Origin of the sequence: Candidatus Leptovillus gracilis, from assembly GCA_016716065.1 — a bacterium.
GTDB classification, from domain to species: domain Bacteria; phylum Chloroflexota; class Anaerolineae; order Promineifilales; family Promineifilaceae; genus Leptovillus; species Leptovillus gracilis.
On the sequence record JADJXA010000001.1, the window covers coordinates 659,071 to 683,699 of the forward strand.

The window sequence follows — 24,629 nt, forward strand, 5'->3', positions numbered from 1 at the left end:
GCCAGGGGCAACTAACTTGACCAAATAAACAAGACCTGCGGGATTGACAAAATTTCAGAGGTCGCCAGTTAGTTAGAGAGGAGAAGGATTAATGGTTGTACAGACGCGAACCTGGGAGAACCGGTTGTTGATGTTGGCAGATGAGGCATGGCACGTGGGATCTGTTAGTTCCAACGCTCCAGTTGCTGACGAAAATTTGCTCAGCGAAGCCTACGCCCAATGTGATGCCATTACTGCCAAACACAGCCGTTCTTTCCATATGGCGTCTAGCCTGCTGCCGTTGGAAAAGCGACGCGCCGTGCGCGCGTTGTACGCCTTTTGTCGCATTACCGATGACATTGTAGACTGCCAGCAGGTGGACGTATCCGCAACATTAGCGCAGTGGCGGCAACAGGCTTTTTCTAACCATCCATCCAGTGATAATCTGCCGGCCGTCGCCTGGGCCGATGCGCGTTTGCGCTACCAGATTCCCCTACGTTATGCCGAACAACTTTTGGAAGGCGTCTCGCGGGATATGGTGCAAAACCGGTATGAAACCTTTGAAGATTTAGCCACTTATAGCTACGGAGTTGCTTCCACTGTAGGGTTGATGAGTATGCACGTCATCGGCTTCTCTGGTGTAAATGCTATCCCTTACGCCATCAAGTTAGGGCTGGCGCTGCAAATGACCAACATTTTGCGCGATGTGGGCGAAGACTGGCGGCGCGGCCGTTTGTATCTGCCGCGCGAAGAAATGGTAGAGTTTGGTCTGTCTGAAGAAAACATTGCCGCCGGCGTGGTGGACGATAAATGGCGGTCGTTCATGCGCTTTCAGATCGAGCGCAACCACCAACTGTATGAAGAGGCAGCGCCGGGCATTGCGATGCTGCATGAAGACGGCCGTTTCGCCATTGCCGCCGCCGCCGGTTTGTATCGTGGTATCCTGGACAATATCGAAGCCAATAGCTACGATGTGTTTCATCGGCGCGCCTTCGTTAGTACGTGGGGCAAACTGCGCCGTATGCCTGGTCTTTGGTGGCGCAGTCGCCATTAGCAGCAGTATCCAGTAGTCGGTATTCAGTTTTCAGTGCGCGTACTCCATAGGCTTCCCCCTACGGAATACGGGACACGGATTACCGAATATGGGATACGTGATACGGGTGCTAGAGTCCTCCCTTTCCCTGAGCATCTGATGAACGGGTAAGCAAACGATTCCTCAAAACGTCTAAGACAATGCAAAATATTCTTGCGCCACGCTGCCAGCATCCTAACTGCGCGTCTGCTTCATGATGCGCGTTTACTTTTATTACACAAACAAATTCTCGACACAACACTCACTGAACCCACAAGATAAGGAGATATTCATGTACAAAGCAATCAATGGTCATACGCCAACTGCGAATGGAAACGGCCGTGTCTATACCAATGGCAACAACTACCGCACCAAAACGGCCGTGCCAGCCACCCCAGAAGCCAACACCGACAGCAAAGCCGATACCCGCCTGGTCAAAGACCTGCAGCAGCGCTACGACCTCAGCTTCATGGTCACGCCGGCTTACAAGGCCACCTTGCCCGACCTGCAAAACACCGACGGCAACCGCGGCGCCAACGTCGCCATTCAACACGTGGGCATACACAACTTCAAAGTGCCCATGACCATCATCACCCGCGAAGGACAGCCGCTGCAAATCCACGCCTCGATCACCGGCACAGTTTCGCTGGATGCCTATAAAAAGGGCATCAACATGAGCCGCATTATGCGCACGTTCTATGAATACGACGAGAGCGAGCTGAATCCACACACCTTGCAGCAGGTGGTCTACAGCTATCTAGAAAGTCTGGAAAGCTCCAACGCCCGTATCGCCGTCGCCTTCGACTACCCCCTAAAGCAGCAAAGTTTGCGCAGTGGTCTGGCCGGTTATCAATACTATCCGGTGGTCCTGGAGACAGTTGTCACACCGGACCGGGGCCTGCGCCAATTTGTCCACCTGGACTTTGTCTATTCCTCGGCCTGCCCGTGCAGCTATGAACTGAGCGTTCATGCCAACCTGTTCCGCGGCGTAGCGGCCGTGCCCCACAGCCAGCGCTCCGTCGCCAAGATTTCGGTGGAGTACACCGAAGACTTTGTGATAGAAGACCTGGTAGACATCGCCCGCGAGACGCTGCAAACAGAAACGCAGGTGATGGTGAAGCGCGAAGATGAGCAGGCCTTTGCCGAACTCAACGCCGCCAACCTGAAATTTGTGGAAGACGCCGTACGCTTGCTGTATGAAGGGTTAGACAGTGACGAGCGTATCCTAGACTTCCGCGTCTTCGCTGCGCACAAAGAATCGCTGCACTCTCACGATGCCATCAGCGTCATCGTCAAAGGCGTCGCCGGCGGTTATGACGCTTATCTGGAGCCATTCACCTACCGGGCCGCGGCGACCTGATGAATAGTAACGTCAGGCGTCCGGCGTCACCGGAAAGTGACGCCGGACGCCTCTGACAGAATCTCCTCTGCCTGCTATTGTTGCAAAGGTCACAATCTGCCATTTTTGTCACCTGGTCAGATGTCACCCTGTCAAGCATAGTTTCCCCCAACTGGTTTTTATGATGATAAAATGGCTTTTGCGCGCGGCCGATACGCTGCTCGATCAACTGATTTTGCCCAGTTACACCTGGCCTGGCTATGCCCTGCGCGCGCTTACCTGGAACAGCGCCAACGTGGAGCAGGATATGACCGGGCAGGTGTGCCTGATCACCGGCGCCAATGCCGGTCTGGGGCTGGCCACGGCCGAACGCCTGGCACGCCTGGGGGCAACGGTTTACATGGTGGCCCGCAGCCTGGAACGAGGCAGCCGGGCACGGGACCAGGTGATTGCCAAAACGGGCAATGACCGGGTGCATCTGGCTGTGCTGGATGTGAGCGATTTAACGGCCGTCACCCAATTCGTCGCCCAATTCCGCCAACAAGAAAACCGCCTGGACGTCCTCATCAACAACGCCAGCGTCTTGCTGCCCCAACGCCAAACCTCGGTAGATGGCCTGGAGCAAACGCTGGCGACCAATCTCATCGGTCCATTCCTGCTGACCAACCTGCTGGTCCCCTTGCTGCAAGCCAGCGCCCCGGCGCGCATCATCTGGGTGTCGTCTGGCGGCATGTATACGCAAAAATTAGACATAGATATGTTCCACACCGCCAACGAACCATACAACGGAACCACCGCCTACGCCCAGACCAAACGCGCCCAAATTGTCCTGACGGAACTCATGGCCGAACGGCTGGCCGGTTCCGGCGTCACCGTCAACGCCATGCACCCCGGCTGGGTAGACACGCCCGGCGTGCAAAGCTCGCTGCCCACGTTCCGCAAAGTGATGCGCCTCGGTTTGCGTTCCGCCCATCAAGGCGCAGACACCATTGTCTGGCTGGCCGCCGCGCCGCAGCCTGCCCATATCAGCGGCCAATTCTGGTTCGACCGGCGCGCGCGTGGAACCCACAAGTTTTACCTGAACACCCGCAGCTCTGACGCCGAACGGCGGCAGTTATGGGCTGAGTGCCAGCGGCTGAGTGCCAGCGACGGACTTCGGCCTATGGATACTAAACCTGCCAGGTCTTCGCCGTTACAAGGAACATCATGAAATTACTCGTTACCGGGGCAACCGGTTATATCGGCGGCCGATTGGTCCACGTCTGTTAGAGGCGGGGCATGAAGTACGGGTGCTGGCCCGCGATCCGGCGCGGCTGCAAGGACGGCCGTGGTCGGCCGCCGTGCAGCTCATTCAGGGCGACGTTCTTGTCCCCGACTCGCTGCCGACGGCTATGGCCCACATAGACGTGGCTTATTACCTCATTCACAGCATGAGCGGCAGCCACGATTTCCACGAACGTGATCTAACGGCGGCGCGCAATTTTGGCCAGGCGGCGCAGGCGGCCGGTGTGCAGCGCATTATCTATCTGGGTGGATTGGGCGACGAGCAGGCGCAGTTATCGCCGCATTTGCGTTCGCGCCAGGAAACCGGGCTGGCGCTGCAAGAATCGGGCGTACCGGTGACTGAATTTCGCGCGGCCGTCATCGTCGGTTCGGGCAGCGTCTCGTTTGAGATGATCCGCTATCTGACGGAGCGTGTGCCGGTGATGGTTTGTCCCAGTTGGGTCTATACCAGGGTCCAGCCGATTGCCATTCGCAGCGTCTTGGCCTACCTGATGGCGGCGCTGACCGCCCCGGCCAGCGTTGGCGAAATCATCGAAATCGGCGGCGCAGATGTATTAAATTATGGTGGGATGATGTTAGGATATGCCAAAGTGCGCGGCTTGCGCCGCTGGCTGCTCCCTGTGCCGGTGCTGACGCCCTGGCTGTCATCTTATTGGGTGCATTGGGTGACGCCCATCCCGGCAGCCATTGCCCGGCCGTTGATTGAGGGGCTGCGCAATGAAGTGGTAGTGCGCGACAACAAAGCCCGCGACTTGTTTCCGCAGATTGAACCGGTGGGCTATGAGACGGCCGTTTCCCTGGCCCTGTCTCGGCTAGAAGCTGGTCAGGTAGAAACAACCTGGAGCGACGCCCTATACACCAGCCAGGGGGATGCTGTGCCGGTGGCGTTAACCATCCAAGACGGCATGATCATCGAACGGCGTCAGCGCATTGTCAATGCGCCGCCGGATCATGCTTTTCGCGTGTTTTCGCAGCTGGGCGGCGACAAGGGCTGGCCGTATATGAATTGGGCCTGGTGGCTGCGGGGTATTGCCGACCGGTTGGTGGGTGGCGTGGGCTTTCGCCGCGGGCGGCGTGACCCGATTGAAGTGCGGGTGGGCGATGCGCTGGATTTTTGGCGGGTGGAGGCGGTGGAAAACGGCCGTTCCCTGCGTTTACGGGCAGAAATGAAAGTGCCCGGCCGCGCCTGGCTCCAGTTTGAAGCCGAACCCCTGGCCGAGCAGCGCAGCCGTCTGACACAAACCGCATTTTTGCCCCCAAAGGATTGTCCGGGCTGCTCTATTGGTATGTGCTGTACCCTATTCATGGCCTTATTTTCTCCGGCATGATTGCACGTCTGGCAAGAGACAGCGAAAGATATGCCTGACAAGGTGACAGGGTGACATTTGACGAGGTGACAACAGTGTCAGATTATAACCTTTGCGGTAACTAACAGGTCGTTGGTTGGTTTGATGGCTAGAAACCAACCATCAAACCAACCAATCATCAAACCTATGACCTGGTCCAGTCTAAAGCGGTGTTTTCCCGCGCCGGGTACTTTTTTCCTCCCCAACGGCTGACTTTGCGGTATAGTTTGGGTTACACGACAGCAACGGGCCGACTGCCACAAGCAACGGCCGTTGTCCATCTACTCGCTTTTACCGCAAAGGAGACGGCATGAACACGACCCCCTCTTATAAAACCCTGGCCGAACATCAGCGCGTGGTAGACCTGATCTGGTCACAATTGGCCCACAGGCAAAAGCCCACATCTTCCTCCTGGTGGTTCTTTCTTCTCTTTCCCCAAGAAGCGGAAGGGTACGGTCGGCGGCAGTTGATGTTTTCTATTGCCACCCGCGTCGGGCGGCAGATTCGTGTCTGTGGGCATTGGCAGCCCGGCCTGGAGCTAAATCGCCCCATTCAAAATGGCCTGGACCGCTTTTCGGCGATGGTTAATGGTTGGTATGGGGATGGGCAGCAGGTACACGAAGGTTTTGTGAAGGGCACGGCCGTTACCACCCTTTCCACCACCGGCCACTCTATCCACAGTTGGGCCGCCCGCCCCGATGACGCGCCGGTGGGCATGTCTATCGGCCGCGCAGCCGACCATCCACTGGCCCTGGAAACCCACGTCCGCGGCCAGAAGGGTTCGGCCCACTTCACCGCCTGGGGCGACCTGGACTGCCTGCATTCATCGCCGCAAATTTCGATAGATGCGGCTACGGCCGTTGGCGGCGTCCACTTCATCGCCTGGCGGCGCATGAACTTCAAAGGGGAATTTGACCTGCCCAGCGGCCGGGAAACCCTGAGCGGCATCGGCTATTTCCAGCGCGTGTGCCTGAACGTGCCCACTTTCCCCTGGAAATGGATTTGGGCTGTCTTCCCCGATGGCTCGTTGTTTTCGGCCTATGTGCCTTATGTGGGGCTAAATCTGCTGCGGCGCGGCTACCGATTTTTTAAGAATAACCGGAAAGAGCAGACGGCCGTTTCCCTTTTTCCCAGCGCCTTTTGGGATTGGGCCGGCCCGTCGGCCGAAATCCGCTTCAACCAGGCGCGCATCATGCCCATTTTAAGCCCACACAGCGGCCATCCCTACTTTGATGTGCAGGTTGGCAACAAACAAGGCGACTATATTTCCTTCCAGGCGGTCCCCCACGGCCACGCCAATTTAGATATAGACCGCCCGGTGTTGGGCGGCTGGCTGCGCACGCATTGGAATTACAACGAGTATATGTTCAGGATAGAGGGGTTAAACTGCGTGTGGGGGCAAACCCATCACCTATGAGACGATGGGGCAGGGTTCGGCAGCCTGGAATACGCCTGGGGATTGGGGTTGTGAGGGGAAAACGGAAAGATTGAAGATCAAAGATCAAAAATTTGTAATGGTCAAGGGTTAGTAGGAATCGTTGTCATTCTGAGCGGAGTCTTCGGAGCGAAGAATCCCTATCGGTTGGCGGGAAAGGGATTCTTCCTCGAAGACTCGTCAGAATGACAATGCGACGCAATGTCATTCACTTGATGAGTTTGACTAATCTTTGACCATTACACAAAGATCGAAAATTGGCGAGTACCCCAATCTTTAATCTTTGGCCTTATCCGCTAAACACTTGCTCCGCCCGCTCGCCGGCCATCATCAAGCCCAACTGGGCCACCGTCACCGCGTCGTTATCCACGATTCCCATCACCTCGCCGCCAAACAGCACCATAATCCGGTCAGACAGCGCCTTCACCTCATCCAGGTCTTCGGAGATGAGCAGCGTCGCCAATCCTTCGGCGCGTTGGCGCAAAAGCTGGCTGTGAATGTACTCGGTGGCCCCAATGTCCACGCCGCGCGTCGGCTGGGCGGCAATGAGGACTCGCGGCTGCCGCGCCAATTCCCGCGCCAGGATGAGCTTCTGAATGTTGCCGCCGGAAAGATTTTTGATCAGGGTTTCCCGGCTGGGCGTTTTGACGTTGAAGGATTCAATCAGCTCTTGAGCATGGTTGGCGATTTCTTTGAAGTTGAGGAAGATGCCTTTGCTAAACGGCGGCCTGATATGGTCCTGCAAAATCGCATTTTCGGCCACCGAAAAATTTTTGATCACGCCGTCGTGCATCCGCTCTTCGGGAATGTAGGAAAGGCCGGCGTTAAACATTTGCGCTGGCGACAGGTTGGTGACGTTTTGCCCCTCCAGCAAAACCTGCCCATGGGCCACAAATTGCAGGCCGGCGATGGCTTCGGCCAACGGCCGTTGCCCATTGCCAGACACCCCCGCCACCCCCAAAATCTCGCCGCTGCGAATTTCAAAACTGACGTTTTTCAGCACCGGCTTACCGTCGTCGTTGGTGGCGCTTACATTTTCCAGTCGCAGCCGCGCATCCCCTACGGCCACCGGTGGGCGGTGGCGCGTCAGCAGCACTTCTCGCCCGACCATCATGTTGGCCAGGTCGGCTTTGGTTACATCGGCTGTGTTCACTGTACCGATCATCCGGCCGTCGCGCAGCACGCTGACCCGGTCGGTCAGGGCAAAAATCTCGTGCAGTTTATGCGAGATAAAAATCAGTGCGTGGCCGTCGGCGGCCATTTGTTTGAAGATGAGAAAGAGGTCATCTACTTCTTGGGGGGTTAATACGGCCGTTGGCTCATCCAATACCAACAGCGCCGCCCCACGGTAGAGCGCCTTCACAATTTCCACCCGCTGCCGTTCGCCCACCGCCAACTTGGAAATGATGGCCTGCGGGTCCACTTGCAGCCCATATTTCTCCGCCAGGTCGCGGATGCGCGCCGATACCACGTCCAGGTCCAGCCGCGCCCCTCTAGACGATTTCAGCCCCAGAGCGACATTTTCGGCGACGGTCACATTCTCTACCAGCATAAAATGCTGATGGATCATGCCGATGCCGTGGGCAATGGAATCGGTGGGCGAGTGGATGGCGATGGGACGGCCGTTCAGCAAAATCTCCCCTTCTTCTGGTTGATACAAGCCATACAAAATCTTCATCAAGGTGCTTTTTCCGGCGCCATTTTCGCCCAACAGGGCATGAATCTCGCCCGCTTTCACGTCGAAATCCACGTGGTCGTTGGCTAACACGCCGGGGAACTTCTTGACAATGCCGCGCATTGCCAATGATTCAATTCGTGGCAAACCAGAGGGAAGAAGGTTGTTTTCTTGAGCCATCACAAAGACCTATAGGAAATTGTGAATGATGAATGGTGAATTGTGAACGGTACTCATTCACAATTCACCATTCCTACTTCACAATTCACAATTCATTAGTTTCTGGGGATAGGAACGATTTCGATACTCCCATCAATAAGCCCGGCTTCGGCGGCCTTAGCGGCAGCCACGGCGTCTTCGGGCAGATTGTCGTTGTAAATCATTGTCTGGCCGCCATTTTCCAATGTCAATTGGAAAACCCGACCGCCATATTCACCCGCCTGATTGGCCTGAATCATAGCTAACAAGGTAGCGCGCCAATCATAAAGGACCGTCGCCACCACGATGTCTGGGGCGAGCGGCGTTTGATTGGATTGTACGCCCATCCAGGGTACGCCCGCTTCTTTAGCGACGCCAATAGCCCCCACCACCTGCTGCGCCGAACCGGTTAGAATGTCCGCGCCGGCGGCGATTTGTGTATTGGCGGCTTCGGCGGCCAGGGCGGTATCGCCAAAGGAACCGGTGAAGGAGACATTCACCTGGACGTCAGGATTTGTGTCGCGCACGCCAGCGACAAAGCCATCTACATGCAGTTTGGCGTCGCCGGCATCCACCGGCCCCACCAGGCCGATGATGCCGGATTCGGTTAGTTTTGCGGCCAATACACCGCTGACATAACCACCCTGTTCCAGGCGTGGATCGTAAGCGAAGACATTGGTTACGCCTTCATCAGCGCCGTAGTTGGTGCTTGTTCCCCAGGCAAAGCTGGTTTCCGGGAAGTCGGGGGCAATCTCGAACAACGATGTGCCGTACTGCGCGCCGTGCGCCAGGATCAGGTTGTAACCACTGTCGGCGTAATCGCGGATTGCAGCGGCGGCGTCGGTAACATTAAACATGTTTTCGGTATAGACGATTTCAATTACGTCTTCGCCGTAATGTTCTTGCAGCAGAAGCAGCGAATCGTAGATGGATTGGCTCCAGGCCAGGTCTGTGGTGGTCGAGGGCATCACCAGGGCGATGCGTACTGGCTCGATTTCCGGGTATTCAAATTCGGCCACCATTTCTTCTTCGACCTGAGTCGCTTCTTCGGCCAGGGCCATCGCATCCAGGCTGCCGGCGACAATTTGGGCGCTGGCGGCGTCGGCCGCGGCAACGGCCGTTGTCTCCAGCCCATCGGCAAATTGCATCACCAGACCGCCATTAGCCAGCGTCAGGGCATACGCCGTGCCGCCATAAACGCCGGACTGGTGCTTTTTGATCATGTCGGTTACAACGCCATCCCAGTTGAACAACTGCGAGGCGACCACAATGTCTGGGGCCAACGCGCTTTGGTCGGACTGTGTGCCCATCCACAACGCGCCTTTGTCTTTGGCTACGCCAATCGCGCCCACCACCTGCTGCGCCGAACCGGTCAGCACGTCGGCGCCGGCGGCGATGTGGGTGTTGGCCGCTTCGGCCGCCAGGGCGGTATCGCCAAAGGAGCCGGTGTAGGAGACGTTGACTTTGATGTCGGGATTGGCCGATTTGGCTCCGGCGACAAAGCCGTCAATGTACAGCTTGGCGTCGCCCGCTTCCACCGGACCAACCACGCCCAGCACCCCAGATTTGCTCAGGTTGGCGGCCAATACGCCGTTCACAAAGCCGCCTTCTTCAGCGCGGGCTTCGTAGGCAAAGACGTTGGTCAGACCTTGCGCCGCGCCGTAGTCTACGGCCGTGCCCCAGGCAAAACTGGTCTCCGGGAAATCGGGGGCCAGTTCAAAGAGCGATGTGCCATACTGCGTGCCGTGGGCGATGACCAGGTTGAAGCCATCGGCGGCGTAATCGCGGATAGCGGCGGCGGCGTCGGTGACGTTGAACATGTTTTCTGTGTAGGCAATATCCACCACATCTGGACCGCCGGCCTGCGCCTGAATGCGCAGCAGCGAATCATACATCGCCTGGCTCCAGGCCAGGTCGGTGATGGTGCTGGGCATGACGATGGCAATGCGAATTGGCTCAATGCCGGACGTATCTGCCTCGGCGGAAACGTCGGCGACGGCCGCTTCTGTTGGTGCGGCGGTGGGGGGAACGGCCGTTGGCGCACTCACTTCTGCCGGAGGGGCTGTCGGGGCTGGGTCGCTTGCCCCACCGCCACAGGCGGCCAGCGCCAGAACCATCACCAATGCTGCTAACAATAACCACAATTTTTTGTTCATCTTCTTCTCCTTTTTAGTTGAAAGTTGGTCGTTGGTCGTTGGTCGTCATTTAACGACCAACGACCAACGACCAACTATTTCTCAATTTTCGCCGCGTGAGAACGGCTTGGTCAGGGCTGCCGGCTGCAAAGAGCGGCGGAAAGGAATCGCCAGGGCGATGATGGTGAGCAGGTAAGGCAGCATAACGGCCACGTCTGAAGGGATCGGCAGGCTGAGGACCTGTACCCACAATTGCAGCGCGTTGACGGAGCTAAACAGCAGTGCGCCGATCATCACCCCCAGCGGCGTCCAACTGCCAAAATAAACCAGGGCAACCGCGATAAAGCCAATACCATTGGTCATATTTTCCTGGAAGATGTTGAGCAGCGAGATGGACAGCGACGCGCCGGCAATGCCCGCCAGGGCGGCTCCCAGAATCACCGAGGCATAGCGCACCCGGATGACGCTGACGCCCAAAGAGTCGGCCGCTTCCGGGTTTTGCCCCACTGAGCGAATCTTTAGGCCCCAGGTGGTTTTGTTGAGGATGTAGGTAGCGATGGGAACCAGGGCGACCCTTTCGCCCCCCCGCCGCCGCCCCCGCGGGCGCCGCCCCGCCCGGCCCCCCCTTCCGCCGCCCCGCCCCCGGCCCCGGGGGCGGGGCCCCCGCCGCCAGGGGCCCCCGCCGGGCGGCCGCCCCCCCCCACGGGCGCCCCGGGAAAAGGGAAAGGCCGCCCGCCCCCGCCCCCCCCCCCGGGGGCCCCCCCCTCCATGCGCCATAAGTCACCAGGCTGTGGCTGAAGAACACATCGCCTAAAACCGGGATGTTCGCCAGGCAAAAGCTGTCGGTGACGCAGAAGCGCAACTCGCGGAAGCCGCGCACGCCTTCAACAGTCCCCAGCATGGTCTTGAAGAGCAGGCTGGAAATGCCCAGGCCAAACATATACAGCCCGATGCCGCTGATGCCTTGCTGCGCCTGAAAGGTGATGCTGATCACGGCCATAAACAGCCCCATCAGGCTGCCGATCAGCGCGGCGGCGACCAGGCCAAGCCAGGGATTGCCGGTTTTGAAGGTGGCGTAAAAGCCGAAGAAAGCGCCCATCAGCATAATGCCTTCGACGCCCAGATTGAGGACGCCGGAGCGTTGGGCGAAGGTTTCGCCGATGGCCGCGAAGAGGTAGGGGGTGGCCAAACGGATGCCCGAATGTAAGATGCCCAGGATGATAGCCAGCAAGGTCAGGTTCTCGTTCATGCGTTGATCTCCGGGGTGGTGGACGCCGTTTCGACCACAGCTTCATCTTTGTCACCGATTACATCTACTCGCCGGTTTTGCCGCCGCCGCACGATATATTCGGTGCTGACGACAAACAAGACCACCAGGCCCAGAATGGCGGTGATCAATACCTGGGGCACTTGCATCGCCCGCTGCATCTTGTCGCCGCCGACCAGCAGGCCACCGAAGAGGATGGACGAGGGGATGATGCCCAGTGGATGCAGTTTGCCGAACAGCGCGGCCACAATGCCAGAGAAACCATAGCCGGCAGATACGGCCGTTGGCTCGAACATGCGGTGGTGCAGCCCCAAAATCTCTACCGCCCCGGCCAGCCCGGCGAACGCGCCGCTGAGAGTCATCGAAAGCACCATCGTGCGCTTGACGTTCATGCCGGCGTAACGCGAGGCGTGGCGGTTCAGCCCCACGGCGCGGATGCGGTAGCCAATGGTTGTGCGCCAGAGGAAAATGTATACCAGCACGGCCATGACGATGGCAAAAATGAAGCCGCTGTGCAGCCGCGTCGGTTCCACCAACACGCCATACACCTCGCTGGCAAAGCCTTGCAAATTTAAATCTTTTGCCGATTGGGTTAGCCCCAACGATTGGGCGATGTCGGTAAAGCGGGGCATGTCTATGGCTCTGGCCAGGCGGGCCGAATGGGGGATGTTGGTCCCGGCGGCCAGTTCGGCGGGGTCCATCATCGGGCCACGCAGCAAAAAATAGCCAATCTGGATGGCAATCTGATTAAGCATGATGGTGCTGAGGATTTCGTTCACGCCCAACTGTGCTTTCAGGTAGCCAGGGATGGCCCCCCAAATACCGCCCATCAGCGTGCCGGCCAGCAGCCCAATGGTGATAACGATGACGCCCGGAACCTGTTCGCCTAATTGCAGTCCCACCCAGGTGGTAAACAAGGAACCCATGATGAGCTGCCCTTCCGCGCCGATGTTGATGACGCCGCCGCGAAAGGCAATGGCAATGCCCAGCCCCACCAGCAGCAGCGGGGTGGCCTTAACCAGGGTGTCGGCCAGGCCGTTTTTACTGCCAAAGGCGCCGACAATCATCGCTTGATAGGCTTCCAGGGGGTTGACACCTTGTATGAGGAGAATAACTGCGCCGACGGCGAAGGCCGCCAGCACGGCGAAAACAGGCATAAGCGCATCTATGAATCGCTCAAAAAATTGACGGTTCAAATTTGTTTTTTGCACATATGCCTCGTTGAGGACAACGCCGCGCTGCGCCGGTGTTGATCTCATATCTGGTTGACAAGGTGAGAAGATTGTGTGTTAAATCTGCTCGCTTATCAGGGGACTCTTAACTCTTCTTCTCTCGTTGCGCCAGCTTACCCAACAAGTTGAGCGGCAGGCAAGGGTAACTATACGCTATGAAAGCCCAGATGCTGTTAGAAGAATGTCATGAATTGCAGGTGACAAATGTGCTATTTGGGTCAAAAACGGTCGTTTCCCTCTACTTTCTCTTTTCCCTTATGCTATTATAGGGTCAATGCGGTAGGAAACGGCCGTATGCACTTCAACAAACAGTATTTGCCACCTGATGGCAAACATACCTCCGCTAATTGATAGTCACGCCGGAATTTGTGGACTTGTTTTGGCTGACGTACTTGGCGAGTCGAATGGAATAATCAATAGTTGATAGTTGGCTATTGATTGTTAACACTCCCCGTGCCATCCGGCTGTCAGCCACTTCCTGGGGAACATGACGTCAATGGAGGATTCGCATGGAATTTTGGCTCAACGGGCAGCTTCGGCAGTATGAGGGCGACCCCGAACTACCACTCCTCACCTATTTACGCGAACACGAAGGCATCACCACAGCCAAAGATGGCTGCGCGCCGCAGGCGGCTTGCGGCTGCTGCGCCGTAGACCTGAATGGCAAAGCTGTGCTTTCCTGCGTCACGACGATGCAAAAAGCGGCCAACGGCCGTGTCACCACCACCGATGGCCTGGGCGAGTACCGGCAAAAGGTATACGCCAACGCTTTTGTCGAGAAGGGTGGCGTGCAGTGCGGCTTTTGCATCCCCGGCATCGTCATGCAGTCCAACGCCCTCATCAACAAAAACCCCGACCCCAGCCGCGATGAAATCACCAAAGCGCTCACGCCCCACTTGTGCCGCTGCACCGGCTACAAAAAGATCATAGACGCCGTGCAGTATGCCGCCGCCGCCATCCGTAAGGAAGAAGAGATAGCCACGCCAAATGGCAACGGCCGTGTCGGAACCCGCCTGCCCAAATACAAAGCCCAAGACCTGGTCCTCGGCTTCCACAACTACGTGGACGATATTAAGCTGGATGGTATGTTACACGGCGCGCTGCGCTTCAGCGACCATCCCCGCGCCAGGGTGTTGGCTCTGGATACCAGCGAGGCGGAGAAGATGCCAGGGGTGATGAAGGTGGTAACGGCCGGAGACGTTCCCGGCAGCCGCGCCATCGGCCTCATCCGCCAGGATTGGCCGCTGATGATCGCCGTCGGCGAAACCACCCGCTACATCGGCGACGTATTGGCCGGCGTTGTCGCCGAATCGGAGCAAATTGCCCGGCAGGCGGCCGCCCTCATCAAAGTAGAATACGACGTGCTGGAACCCCTCATTGACATGCACAAAGCCCTGGAACCGGACGCCCCCCTCATCCACGAGAGCGGCAACAAACTGTCGCGCAGCTACACCAGCCGCGGCAGCGTGGACGAAGCGCGGGCTAAATCTGCCTATGTCGCCAGGAAGGTATTTGAAACCCAGTGGATTGAACATGCCTTCATGGAAACCGAAGCAGCCATCGCCTATCCCACCGCCGATGGCCTGGAAATGTTGTCTCAAGGCCAGGGCGTTTACGACGACCGCATCCAGGTCGCTAAATTATTGGGCTTGCCGCTGGACAAAGTGCGCGTGATTATGGTCCCCAACGGCGGCGGCTTTGGCGGCAAAGAGGATTTGACCGTGCAAGGCCACGCCGCCCTGATGGCCCACTTGCTAAACGCGCCGGTCAAAGTGCGGCTTACCCGCGACGAATCCATCATCATGCACCCCAAGCGCCACCCCATCTGGATGGATTATGAAGTTGGCTGCGACAGCAATGGCCTGTTGACCTTTGTCAAAGTGAAGTTCCTGGGCGATACCGGCGCTTATGCGTCCGTGGGCATGAAGGTGTTGGAGCGTTCGGCCGGCCACGCCACCGGGGCCTACAACGTGCCCGTCACCGATGTGGAGGCCATCGCCGTCTACACCAACAATGTGCCCTGCGGCGCCATGCGCGGCTTCGGTGTGAACCAGGCCATCTTCGGCCTGGAGAGCCTGGTGGATGATTTGTGTGAGCAAGGCGGTTTCGACCGCTGGCAGTTCCGCTATGACAATGCCCTGCAAGATGGCAACATGACGGCCACCGGCCAGGTCATTGAAGCCGGCGCGGGGGCGCGGGCTACGCTGTTGGCGGTGAAAGATGAATTTTACGCCGCCAAATACGCCGGGCTGGCTTGCGGCCTGAAAAACACCGGCATCGGCAATGGGATGCCCGACGCCGCTTCGGCCCTGGTAACAATCGCCGCGCCGGACAAGGTGCTGGTGGATCATGGCTGGACGGAAATGGGGCAGGGGGTGAACACGGTGGCGCAGCAGGTTGTGGCCACGGAAACAGGCATTGACCCCCGCCTGATTGAAGTGCGTATAGACACGATAGCCGAACAAGAAGCGGGCATGACGACGGCGTCGCGGGCCACGTCGCTGGTGGGCAACGCGCTCATTGACGCCTGCAAACAGCTCAAAGAGGATCTGCAAAGCCACACTCTGGCCGAACTGGTGGGCCGCTCTTATCGCGGTGAGTGGGTGGTGGATTGGACCACCAAGCCGGGGGCGATGGTGGAAAAGGTGTACACCCATTACTCCTACAGTTACGCGACGCAGTTGGTGATTTTAGACGACGAGGGTCAGATCAAGAAGATTACGGCCGCCCACGATGCTGGCAAAATCTTTAACCCGACCTTGTTTGAAGGGCAGTTGGAAGGTTCGCTGCACATGGGGTTGGGCTATGCCATTAGCGAGGAGTTGGTGATGGAAAACGGCCGTCCTAAATCCACCCGCCTGCGCCAGATGGGCATCCTGCGCGCCAAAGAAATGCCCGAAATGGAAATCATCGGCGTGGAAGTGCCCGATCCCTACGGACCTTACGGGGCCAAGGGTGTGGGCGAGATTGGTCTCGTCCCCACGGCCGGCGCTGTCGCCAACGCCCTCTATCAATTCGATGGCCTGCGCCGCACCAAACTACCGCTGCAACTGCCTCAGAAAAAACGTACCGTTGTCCGCACGGGCTAGGGTAGAATTGGGTAAGCCGTAATCCGTGACCCATAATCCGTAATCCGAGACCCTTGCCTGGCCTGGGGGGTGTTGGCAAAACATGAGAAGTAGTGGAAGGTGCGTGCGAATGCTACGCGAATAGGGGATAATAAAAATGAATCATGTGTGACGCCTAAAATAGATGTCCCACCTGTAAATCATCTTTTTCGGACAATTTCGTTATGAATGAACCCAGTCAAAATCGGCCTGGAATCCCCGTGTGGGTGTGGGTTATTGGTATTTTAGCCCTTGTTGTGGGTATGCAGTTCTGGTTAAGCGGCCGCTTTCAAGGCCCGGAACAGATCAGCCTGCCCGAAGCCATGAGCCTCATCACTACCGGCAAAGTCGAAGCGATTAACGTTACCAATGACCAACTGCGCCTGACAATGACCAACGGCCGTGAAGTAGCCACTACCCTGGACCCCGGCGGCAGCCTGGAAGAGACATTGCTTTTCTTTGGCGTCACCAATGAAATTCTGGCCGCGAACAAGGTTAAACTGGTTGTGGTGGATCGCTCCATGTGGAACAGTTTGTTCAACCTGGTCATCATTGTTGGCCCACTGCTGCTGCTTATCTGGTTCTTCACGCGCGGCTTTCGCCAGTCGCAAGGGGCTGGGGGCAATAATGTGTTTGGTTTCGGACGCAGCCGCGCCAAAAATCTCAGCGACGCCGAACGCCCGACCGTGACCTTTGAAGATGTGGCCGGCGCCGATGAAGCCAAACAAGACCTGGTAGAGGTCATCAAATTCCTGCGCGAACCGGAGAACTTCATCCAGGTGGGGGCGCGTATCCCCAAAGGGGTGTTGATGGTTGGCCCTCCCGGAACCGGTAAAACGCTGCTGGCGCGGGCGGTGGCCGGTGAGGCGGGCGTGCCCTTTTTCCACATCTCCGGCTCGGAATTTGTGGAAATGTTCGTCGGCGTCGGCGCCAGCCGGGTGCGCGATCTGTTCGACAAAGCCAAACAAGTCGCCCCTTCTATTGTGTTTGTGGATGAAATTGACGCGGTTGGCCGGCAGCGCGGCGCGGGTTTGGGCGGTGGCAACGATGAACGGGAACAGACCCTCAACCAGATTTTGGTGGAGATGGACGGCTTTGACAACCAGACCAACATCATTGTCATTGCGGCAACCAATCGGGCGGACATTCTCGACCCGGCGCTGATGCGCCCTGGCCGGTTTGACCGTAAGGTGTATGTGGATTTGCCGGATCTGACGGGCCGTGAAGCGATTTTGCATGTTCATGCCCGTGGCAAACCCATTGCGCCGGAAGTCTCTTTTGCCGATCTGGCCCGGCTGACGGCCGGTTTCTCTGGCGCCGACCTGGCGAATTTGATCAACGAAGCAGCCATTTTTACTGCCCGGCGTAATAAGAAAGTCCTAGGGCTGTTAGAGTTTCAGGATGCGTTCGACAGGGTGGTCATGGGGCCGGAGCGCAAAAGCCGGGTGATGAGCGAAGACGACAAAAAGACTGTTGCCTATCACGAAGCCGGCCATGCCGTGGTCAGTTTTAATCTGGCGTATACCGACCCGGTGCAGAAGATTACCATTGTGCCGCGCGGGAGGGCTGGCGGTTATGTGATGCCGCTGCCAGAAGACCGTATGGTCCACAGCCGGGAATTTTTGGAAGACCAGATTACCTTTGCCCTGGGCGGGCGGGCATCTGAAGAGGTGTTTTTTGGCCGGATTACGACCGGCGCTTCTAATGACTTGCAGCAGGCTACCCGTCTGGCGCGGGCGATGGTGACGCAGTATGGCATGTCGGATTCGTTGGGGCTGCCCACTTATGGCAGCCAGCGCAACAATCCCTTTTTAGGCCAGGAGTGGGGCATGGGCGGCGACCGTGATTACAGCGAAAACGCGGCTAAGACGATTGATTCTGAGGTGCGCGGAATTTTGCAGAAGAATTACGAGCGCGCTCTGGCTATTGTGCGCAAGAATCGAGACAGCCTGGTGGCGCTGGCGAACACCTTGCTGGATGTGGAAACTTTGGACCGCGAGATGTTTGAGCAGTTGATGAACAATCCACCACCGCTGCCGGAAACGGCCGTATAAACACCACCGACCTGACAGATTCTTTAAGAGCTGTCAGGTCTTTTTTTTGCCAGGGCGGGTGCAAATCCAGACGAGTTTTTATGAATATCCATATAAATTTGCATTTAATAAAGAATATGGTAGAATGTATTTGGCTCCCCCCCGAGAGATGCACTTGTAGGCTCCCGCTTACAAGGCATCTCATTTTTTTTTGCCTGTTTGCCGGAATGGTTGGTTTGATCGTTTGTTCCCCAGCTCACCAACAACCTGACAAACTCAACCGCGCCTGCTCGACTCCTCAATTCACCCGTTACTTTTACGTTCCACCAGCGACTTACCGTCTAAATCGCTCAAAACACGTAGGCTAATGACCTTCTGCAAGATTGCGAAATGAGGCCGATTCTGTTCAGGCCATCTTGTCGTCTATCGCCACGTGTGTTAACATCCAAACATTATTGTGTATTCATTTCCTGGCCTCATATGTAGTTGGTAAAACGGAGCATCTCAGTCATTAAAGCAGGGCAGACCCGTGTGTTTGTCCTACTTCATGAAATGCTACGGTAAAGCCCAAATTCGCTTCACGACAAACTGTAATTCCACGCTGTTCGACAGCTTTTATTACCTTTACCATAGAACGGCCGTCAATTTAAAGCCCAAAGCAGGTGAATATGCAATAATGTGTATTCACCTTTTTGTTTTCAGACACACCACTGGGCTATTTTGCGTTCACACGGCGCATCGCATACCATCTGCGCCAGTTGATTTATCGAGACGAGAATCAGGCAAACAAACATGGGTTTTATCAGTTTCGAATTTATTTTTCGCTTGATCGGGGCCATTTTAGGTGCGATTGGCGGCGGTATGTTGGGCAGCTGGCTTTCCACCTCTCTGGAAACGTCTGTCGAAGGTACTGTCGTCCTACTTGGTTTAGTTGGGTTTCTGGCTGGACTAATCCTCACACCTTTCCTCACCACCCGTCCGCTGCGCTTTATTGCCCATCGCCTTTCGGTGATGTCGCCAGATAAGTTAACGGCCGTCCTGGCCGGTCTCTTCACCGGGCTGGTCGCCGCCGCCCTGCTCACCTTACCGCTTTCTCTGCTGCCCTCTCCCTTTGGTCAAATTGCGCCTTTGGTGGCCGCTATCGCCTTTTGTTACCTCAGCATTGTTATCTTCATTGCCCGGCGTGAAGACCTGCAAACCTTTATCAGCAACTTTCGTTCTGGCGATGCCAACGGCGGCGGCCCCGCGGGGCCTATACCCAAAGAGGACAGCTACATCTTGCTAGACACCAGTGTGATTATAGACGGCCGTATCGCCGACATCAGCCGCACCGGATTTATCCGCGACACCTTTTTGGTCCCCAACTTCATCCTCTTTGAACTGCAACACATCGCCGACAGCGCCGATCCGCTGCGGCGCAATCGCGGCCGACGCGGCCTGGAAATCCTGGCCGAACTGCAAAACGAAACCATCGCCCGCACCGAAATCCGCGACATAGACGTCAGCGAAGCCCGCGAAGCCGATACCAAACTGGTGGCCCTGGCTCGCCACCTGCGCTGTCCCATCATGACCAACGATTACAACCTCAACCGCGTTTCCGAAATCCAGGGCGTCGCTGTGCTCAATGTCAACGATCTGGCAAATGCCGTCAAATCCATTTTCCTGCCCGGCGAGACGCTGAGTGTCAAAATCATCCAACAAGGGCGCGAGATGGACCAGGGCGTTGGTTATCTGCCCGATGGGACGATGGTGGTGGTAGAAAACGGCAGCCAATTGATGGACAACAACACTCAGGTCACCGTGACAAAGGTACTGCAAACCTCGGCCGGCCGTATGATTTTTGCCAAAACATAGCCGGTTATACTGGTCCCTCGCTTTCGTTTTGGTCCCGTCCTACCGGCGATCCCGTTGATAGTCAGGGATTGATAATTCAGAGCTGGCAGTTGATAGTTTTCAGTGACCACCATGCCCTGATCGGCTACAATTACTCCCAACTAACAGCTATCAACTAACAACGAACAACTGGAGCAATCATGACTCTTAAACTCTACAACGTTCTCAGCCGCAAAAAAGAAGACTTTGTGCCGCTCACCCCCGGCAAAGTAAACATGTACGTCTGCGGACCGACCGTCTACGACTATTCCCACATCGGCCACGCCAAAACCTACGTCGGCTTCGACGTGATTGCCCGCTATCTGCGCTACAGCGGTTACGACGTGCTGTATGTGCAAAACATCACCGACGTTGGCCATATGCTAGACACCGGCGAAGACCGCATCCTCAAGAAGGCGCGCCAGCTTTCCGCCGGACCGATGCAGGTGGTGGAAACCTACATGCGTGAATACTTCGCCGACATGGACGCTCTCGGCGTCGGCCGACCAGACATCAGCCCGCGCGCCAGCGGCCACGTGCCAGAACAAATCGCCATGATCGAAGAACTCATCGCCAAAGGCCATGCCTACGAGGTCAATGGCTCCGTCTATTTCGACGTACTCTCCTTCCCGGAATATGGCAAACTGAGCGGCCGGATTATCGAAGACCTGGAAGAAGGGGCGCGTGTAGGAATTCGCAGCGAAAAGCGCCACCCGGCCGACTTCGCCCTATGGAAAAAGGCCGACCCAGAACACATTTTGCGCTGGTCTAGCCCCTGGGGCGAGGGCTTCCCCGGCTGGCACGTAGAATGCTCGGCCATGGCCAACAAATACCTGGGCATCACCTTCGATATTCACGGCGGTGGCATAGACAACATCTTCCCCCACAACGAATGTGAAATCGCCCAGAGCGAAGCGGCTCATGGCGAACCGTTTGCCCGCTATTGGCTGCTCACCGGCTCGCTAACCCTGGAAGGGGTGAAAATGTCCAAGAGCCTGGGCAATACGCTTACCATCAAAGAAGCGTTGGCCCGCTGGCGGGCCGAAGCCATCCGCGCCTTCATTCTGTCCAGCCATTATGGCAGCCCCATAGATTTTTCCGATGAGGCGGTGGACGCGGCATTTAAGGGATGGCAGCGTATTTGGGGGGCGGTAACATTGACACGGGAGCAGATGCGCACGGCCGTTTCCGGCGACCCCAATCCCCACATTCTCACCATGCTGGCTGAGTACAAAGCCAGTTTCATCGAAAAGATGGACGACGATTTCAACGCCCCAGCCGCTCTGGCCGTGCTGCAAGAACTCACTCGCCAGGTGAACATCTTGCTCAACGAGCAGGGGCCACACAGCCAGGGTACGCTGACCGCCATAGACCAGCTTTACCGCGAACTCGGCGGCGATGTGTTGGGCATTGTCCCGGAACAGGCCGAAGCCAGCGCCAACGCCGAACGAGAAGATGGCCTCATTCGCCTGCTGATTGATCTGCGCGCCGCTGCCCGTGCCCAAAAAGATTGGGCCACCTCAGACAAAATCCGCAACCAACTCCGCGACCTGGGCGTGGTCCTCGAAGACCGCGCCGATGGGACGATTTGGAAGCTGGAATAGTTTCAGTGTTCAGTGGTCAGAACTGAACACTGAACACTTCCCTCTCCCCCATGACCGAACTCCTCACCCGCCGTAACACAGTATTAGAGGCTCTGCACGGCCGTCGGCGGGAAATCGTCCGGCTGTGGCTGCAAACCGGGCTGGACCGCAAATTCACCCAACCCATTTACGACGCCGCCAAGATGCGCGGCATCCCCATCCAGACGGCCGATAAAGCCAGACTCAGCCAGCTTGCCCAGGATGGCAGCCACCAGGGGGTGGTGCTGGAAGTTGGCCCTTACCTTTACGCCGACGTGGACGAGATGCTGACCCTGGCCGCCGAACGCGGCGAAAAGCCTTTCCTGCTGCTGTTAGATTTATTACATGGGCCACAAAACATCGGCGCGCTGCTGCGCACGGCCGAAATCTGCGGCGTGCATGGCATTATCTTGCAAGACCGGCGCGCCCCAGACATCACCCCGGCGGTAGCCGAATACGCCGTCGGCGCGACGGAACATCTGTTCATCGCCCAGGTGGTCAACCTGGTCCATACCATGAAGCAGCTACAGGCCAAAGGGGTCTGGCTGGTGGGTCTGGACCTGGCCGAAGACGCCCAACGCCTGGGCGACGTGGACCTGAACCTGCCAATTGGCCTGGTGGTCGGCCACGAAGGTCAGGGCTTACGCCGCCTGGTCGGCGAAACGTGCGACATTATTTTGCAGCTTCCCATGCGCGGCCACGTGGCTTCGCTCAACGCGGCCGTGGCCGGTTCCATCGCCCTCTACGCCGCCTGGGCCGCCCGCGGCTACGAAGGCAGCTAGAGTTTAGAGCGAGAGGGAAGAGAGATGTCTCGCTCTCGCTTGAAGGAGGCAGCATCATGACGATGACGACCGCCGAAGAACGATTTGCCGGCTGCCTGCTGGGGTTGGCCTGCGGCGACGCCGTCGGTACGACGGTGGAATTTAAGCCGCGCGGCTCCTTCCCCCCGGTCACAGACATGGTTGGCGGCGGGCCATTTGGCCTGCCGGTTGGGGCCTGGACCGATGATACCTCAATGGCTCTCTGTCTGGGTTACAGTCTGGTGGAAACCGGCGGGTTCGACGCCGCCGACCAGATGAAGCGCTACTGCGACTGGCATGATCACGGGTACATGAGCAGCACCGGCCGCTGCTTCGACATTGGCAATGCTACGGCCGCTGCCTTGTGGCGTTACCAGCGCAGCAGCGACCCGTACAGCGGTTCGACCGACCCGCATTCGGCCGGCAATGGCTCCATCATGCGGCTGGCGCCGGTGGTGATGGCTTACACGCCGGACGAGGCGCAGGTCCTCCATTACGCCGGGGAAAGCTCTAAAACCACCCACAGCGCCGCCGAATGTGTGGATGCCTGCTGCTTGTTTGGCGGGATGCTGCACGCGGCTTTGCAAGGCGGCAGTAAGGCAGATATTTTGGCCTACCAGGGCTATACGCCGATAACGCCCAACATCCAGGCCATCGCCCAGGGCGCGTATCGGGGCAAATCGCTGGCGCAAATCAAAGGGTCTGGCTACGTGGTGGATTCGTTGGCGGCGGCGTTGTGGTGTTTTGCGACCACCGACAGCTATGAAACGGCCGTTCTCCAGGCGGTGAATCTGGGCGACGACGCCGACACGACAGCGGCGGTGTGTGGGCAAATTGCCGGGGCGTTTTACGGCCGTGCCGCCATCCCCGCGTCCTGGCGCAGCCGCCTGATCATGGGCGCGGAAATTGAGCAGTTGGCCCTTCGGCTGCAATCCCGACACCGTGATTTAAATAATTCACACGTTTAGATTGGACAAATCTCAGAAGATTTGTCCAATCTTCCGTATGTTATTTAATTTTCATTCCTCAGGGTCTAAATAAAATGCACAGCGTATCAAAGGGAAGCTGTGTCGCCACGTACTCTTTGCCGCCCACCACGCCTTTGACGGCGTAAGGCTGCGCCAGCAGCGGGTTGGGATATTCGGCGGTGCAAAGCAAACGGCCGTCTGTCACCTGACACACTCCAGACTGCCACTCCCCATCCAACCAGTACAACAAGGCCACGTCGGCCAGCGGTGTGCCCGCCGGAACCGTTATCGCAAAATCCACCGGCGTGCGCACCGGCCGCGCCCGGCATTCGGCCGCCCCCAGGTCGGTCATCGTCAGGCCGCCCTGGTGGTTGACGCTAACTGGTGGATATGGTTCACCGGTGGTCAGATCGGGGGAGATGACGGCCGTCAGCCCGCGTAAATCAGGCAATGGGCAGCCCACTTCGTCTGACTCCACGTTCAGCGCCAGATTCAGCCGATTGGCCGCTTCGCCGGCCAGGCGGCGCATTTGCTGGCCGTAGCCCAATTCGACCACATACGGCTGCCAGGCATAGCCGATGACGCCATCGGTGACGGATAGTGCGCCAAGACTGGGCAGCCCATCCAAAACAAGTTGGTACGCGCCGGGCGCGTTTAGCGGCAGGGTGAAGCGCTGGCAGCCACCTTCGTCTGGCTGGCAGGCGAGGGTCTGGCGTTGGCCGCCCGGCATAACGGCCGTTAAGACCAGCTTTTGCACCCCGGTTGGCTCGATGACTTGCACGGTCAGCGGGTCGGGCGTGGTGGGGCAAACGGCCGTCGCCAGTTGCAGGCTGACGCGCTGGCTGGTGACCTGACAGGTGGTCGGGATGGCGGCCGGCACGATGACGGCCGCTTGCCCCGTTTCATACCCCGGTTTGGCGGCGCGAATGTCGTAACCGCCGCCGCCGCCGGGAATTTGCGCCCGGCCGTTGACCCGCTCTGGCAGTTCCTGCCAGGGGCCGCCGTTCACGCGGTAGCTCACCTGCACCCGGTCCAGGGGGCGGTTTTTATCGTCCAGGAGGGTCAGGGTGACGGCCGTTTGCCCGGCATCGTCGCAGGGCAAAGGCGTCGGCGTTGCTTCGGCCGCGGCACAACCTATCAACCACACCCCAAGCCCTAAACAACACAACCAGACCCACCATCGTTGTTTCATCACGCCATCCTCGTTTTGTCAGGTTTAGCCGCCAATTGTAATCAACTCCGCGGCGCAGCCCAAACAGTGAACG

15 protein-coding genes and 3 pseudogenes are annotated in these 24,629 nt (G+C 57.7%); 11 read left to right on the forward strand and 7 right to left on the reverse strand.

What is annotated here, in order from left to right; all coding sequences use genetic code 11:
• Positions 1-91: 91 nt before the first annotated feature.
• The 5 genes and pseudogenes from IPM39_02755 to IPM39_02775 all read left to right on the forward strand — a co-directional run bounded on the left by IPM39_02755 (position 92) and on the right by IPM39_02775 (position 6,437).
• Positions 92-1,033, forward strand: a complete 942-nt coding sequence (locus IPM39_02755) for a squalene/phytoene synthase family protein (GenBank protein MBK8984993.1) — start codon at positions 92-94, stop codon at positions 1,031-1,033.
• A gap of 310 nt (positions 1,034-1,343) precedes the next feature.
• A complete protein-coding gene (locus tag IPM39_02760) occupies positions 1,344-2,411 on the forward strand; it encodes a GTP cyclohydrolase I FolE2 (protein MBK8984994.1) in 1,068 nt (355 codons plus the stop codon).
• 160 nt (positions 2,412-2,571) lie between these two features.
• Positions 2,572-3,600 carry an SDR family oxidoreductase gene (locus IPM39_02765; protein ID MBK8984995.1) on the forward strand — a complete coding sequence of 343 codons (1,029 nt, stop codon included), beginning with the start codon at positions 2,572-2,574 and terminating at the stop codon, positions 3,598-3,600.
• A pseudogene (locus IPM39_02770) lies at positions 3,597-5,040 on the forward strand (SDR family oxidoreductase). Before IPM39_02765 ends, IPM39_02770 begins: the two are co-directional and overlap by 4 nt.
• Positions 5,041-5,330: 290 nt before the next feature.
• The gene (locus IPM39_02775; protein ID MBK8984996.1) at positions 5,331-6,437 is read left to right on the forward strand and encodes a hypothetical protein; all 1,107 of its coding nucleotides are present in this window, start codon (positions 5,331-5,333) and stop codon (positions 6,435-6,437) included.
• 307 nt (positions 6,438-6,744) lie between these two features.
• On the opposite strand, the gene IPM39_02780 is transcribed toward IPM39_02775, so the two are convergent.
• The 6 genes and pseudogenes from IPM39_02780 to IPM39_02805 form a co-directional block, all read right to left on the reverse strand.
• Positions 6,745-8,310 (reverse strand): ABC transporter ATP-binding protein, encoded by a 1,566-nt coding sequence (locus tag IPM39_02780; protein ID MBK8984997.1) that lies wholly within the window; start codon positions 8,308-8,310, stop codon positions 6,745-6,747.
• A 95-nt stretch (positions 8,311-8,405) separates the two neighbouring features.
• On the reverse strand, positions 8,406-9,389 hold the full coding sequence (locus IPM39_02785; GenBank protein ID MBK8984998.1) for a BMP family protein: 984 nt from the start codon (positions 9,387-9,389) through the stop codon (positions 8,406-8,408).
• A 90-nt stretch (positions 9,390-9,479) separates the two neighbouring features.
• A pseudogene (locus IPM39_02790) lies at positions 9,480-10,445 on the reverse strand (BMP family protein).
• A gap of 120 nt (positions 10,446-10,565) precedes the next feature.
• Positions 10,566-11,240, reverse strand: a complete 675-nt coding sequence (locus IPM39_02795; protein ID MBK8984999.1) for an ABC transporter permease — start codon at positions 11,238-11,240, stop codon at positions 10,566-10,568.
• Positions 11,230-11,694: pseudogene (locus tag IPM39_02800) on the reverse strand (ABC transporter permease). The gene IPM39_02795 and the pseudogene IPM39_02800 overlap by 11 nt, the downstream one beginning before the upstream one ends.
• A gap of 14 nt (positions 11,695-11,708) precedes the next feature.
• Positions 11,709-12,989: an ABC transporter permease gene (locus tag IPM39_02805; GenBank protein ID MBK8985000.1), complete on the reverse strand. Its 1,281-nt coding sequence runs from the start codon at positions 12,987-12,989 to the stop codon at positions 11,709-11,711.
• 482 nt (positions 12,990-13,471) lie between these two features.
• Between IPM39_02805 and xdh the strand changes: the two genes are divergently transcribed.
• From xdh to IPM39_02835, 6 genes are all read left to right on the forward strand, one after another.
• Complete coding sequence (xdh, locus tag IPM39_02810) at positions 13,472-16,051, forward strand: selenium-dependent xanthine dehydrogenase (GenBank protein MBK8985001.1); 2,580 nt, start codon at positions 13,472-13,474, stop codon at positions 16,049-16,051.
• A gap of 281 nt (positions 16,052-16,332) precedes the next feature.
• Complete coding sequence (gene ftsH / locus IPM39_02815) at positions 16,333-18,123, forward strand: ATP-dependent zinc metalloprotease FtsH (protein MBK8985002.1); 1,791 nt, start codon at positions 16,333-16,335, stop codon at positions 18,121-18,123.
• 780 nt (positions 18,124-18,903) lie between these two features.
• A complete protein-coding gene (locus IPM39_02820; protein ID MBK8985003.1) occupies positions 18,904-19,956 on the forward strand; it encodes a PIN domain nuclease in 1,053 nt (350 codons plus the stop codon).
• Between the two features lie 179 nt (positions 19,957-20,135).
• Positions 20,136-21,578 carry a cysteine--tRNA ligase gene (locus tag IPM39_02825; GenBank protein ID MBK8985004.1) on the forward strand — a complete coding sequence of 481 codons (1,443 nt, stop codon included), beginning with the start codon at positions 20,136-20,138 and terminating at the stop codon, positions 21,576-21,578.
• Between the two features lie 50 nt (positions 21,579-21,628).
• Entirely contained in the window at positions 21,629-22,378 is a 750-nt protein-coding gene (gene rlmB / locus IPM39_02830; GenBank protein ID MBK8985005.1) for a 23S rRNA (guanosine(2251)-2'-O)-methyltransferase RlmB, read from the forward strand.
• Positions 22,379-22,440: 62 nt separating this feature from the next.
• Complete coding sequence (locus IPM39_02835) at positions 22,441-23,364, forward strand: ADP-ribosylglycohydrolase family protein (GenBank protein ID MBK8985006.1); 924 nt, start codon at positions 22,441-22,443, stop codon at positions 23,362-23,364.
• A 58-nt stretch (positions 23,365-23,422) separates the two neighbouring features.
• Here the strand turns inward: IPM39_02835 and IPM39_02840 are convergent, their stop codons facing one another.
• The gene (locus IPM39_02840) at positions 23,423-24,556 is read right to left on the reverse strand and encodes a hypothetical protein (GenBank protein ID MBK8985007.1); all 1,134 of its coding nucleotides are present in this window, start codon (positions 24,554-24,556) and stop codon (positions 23,423-23,425) included.
• Between the last annotated feature and the right edge of the window lie 73 nt (positions 24,557-24,629).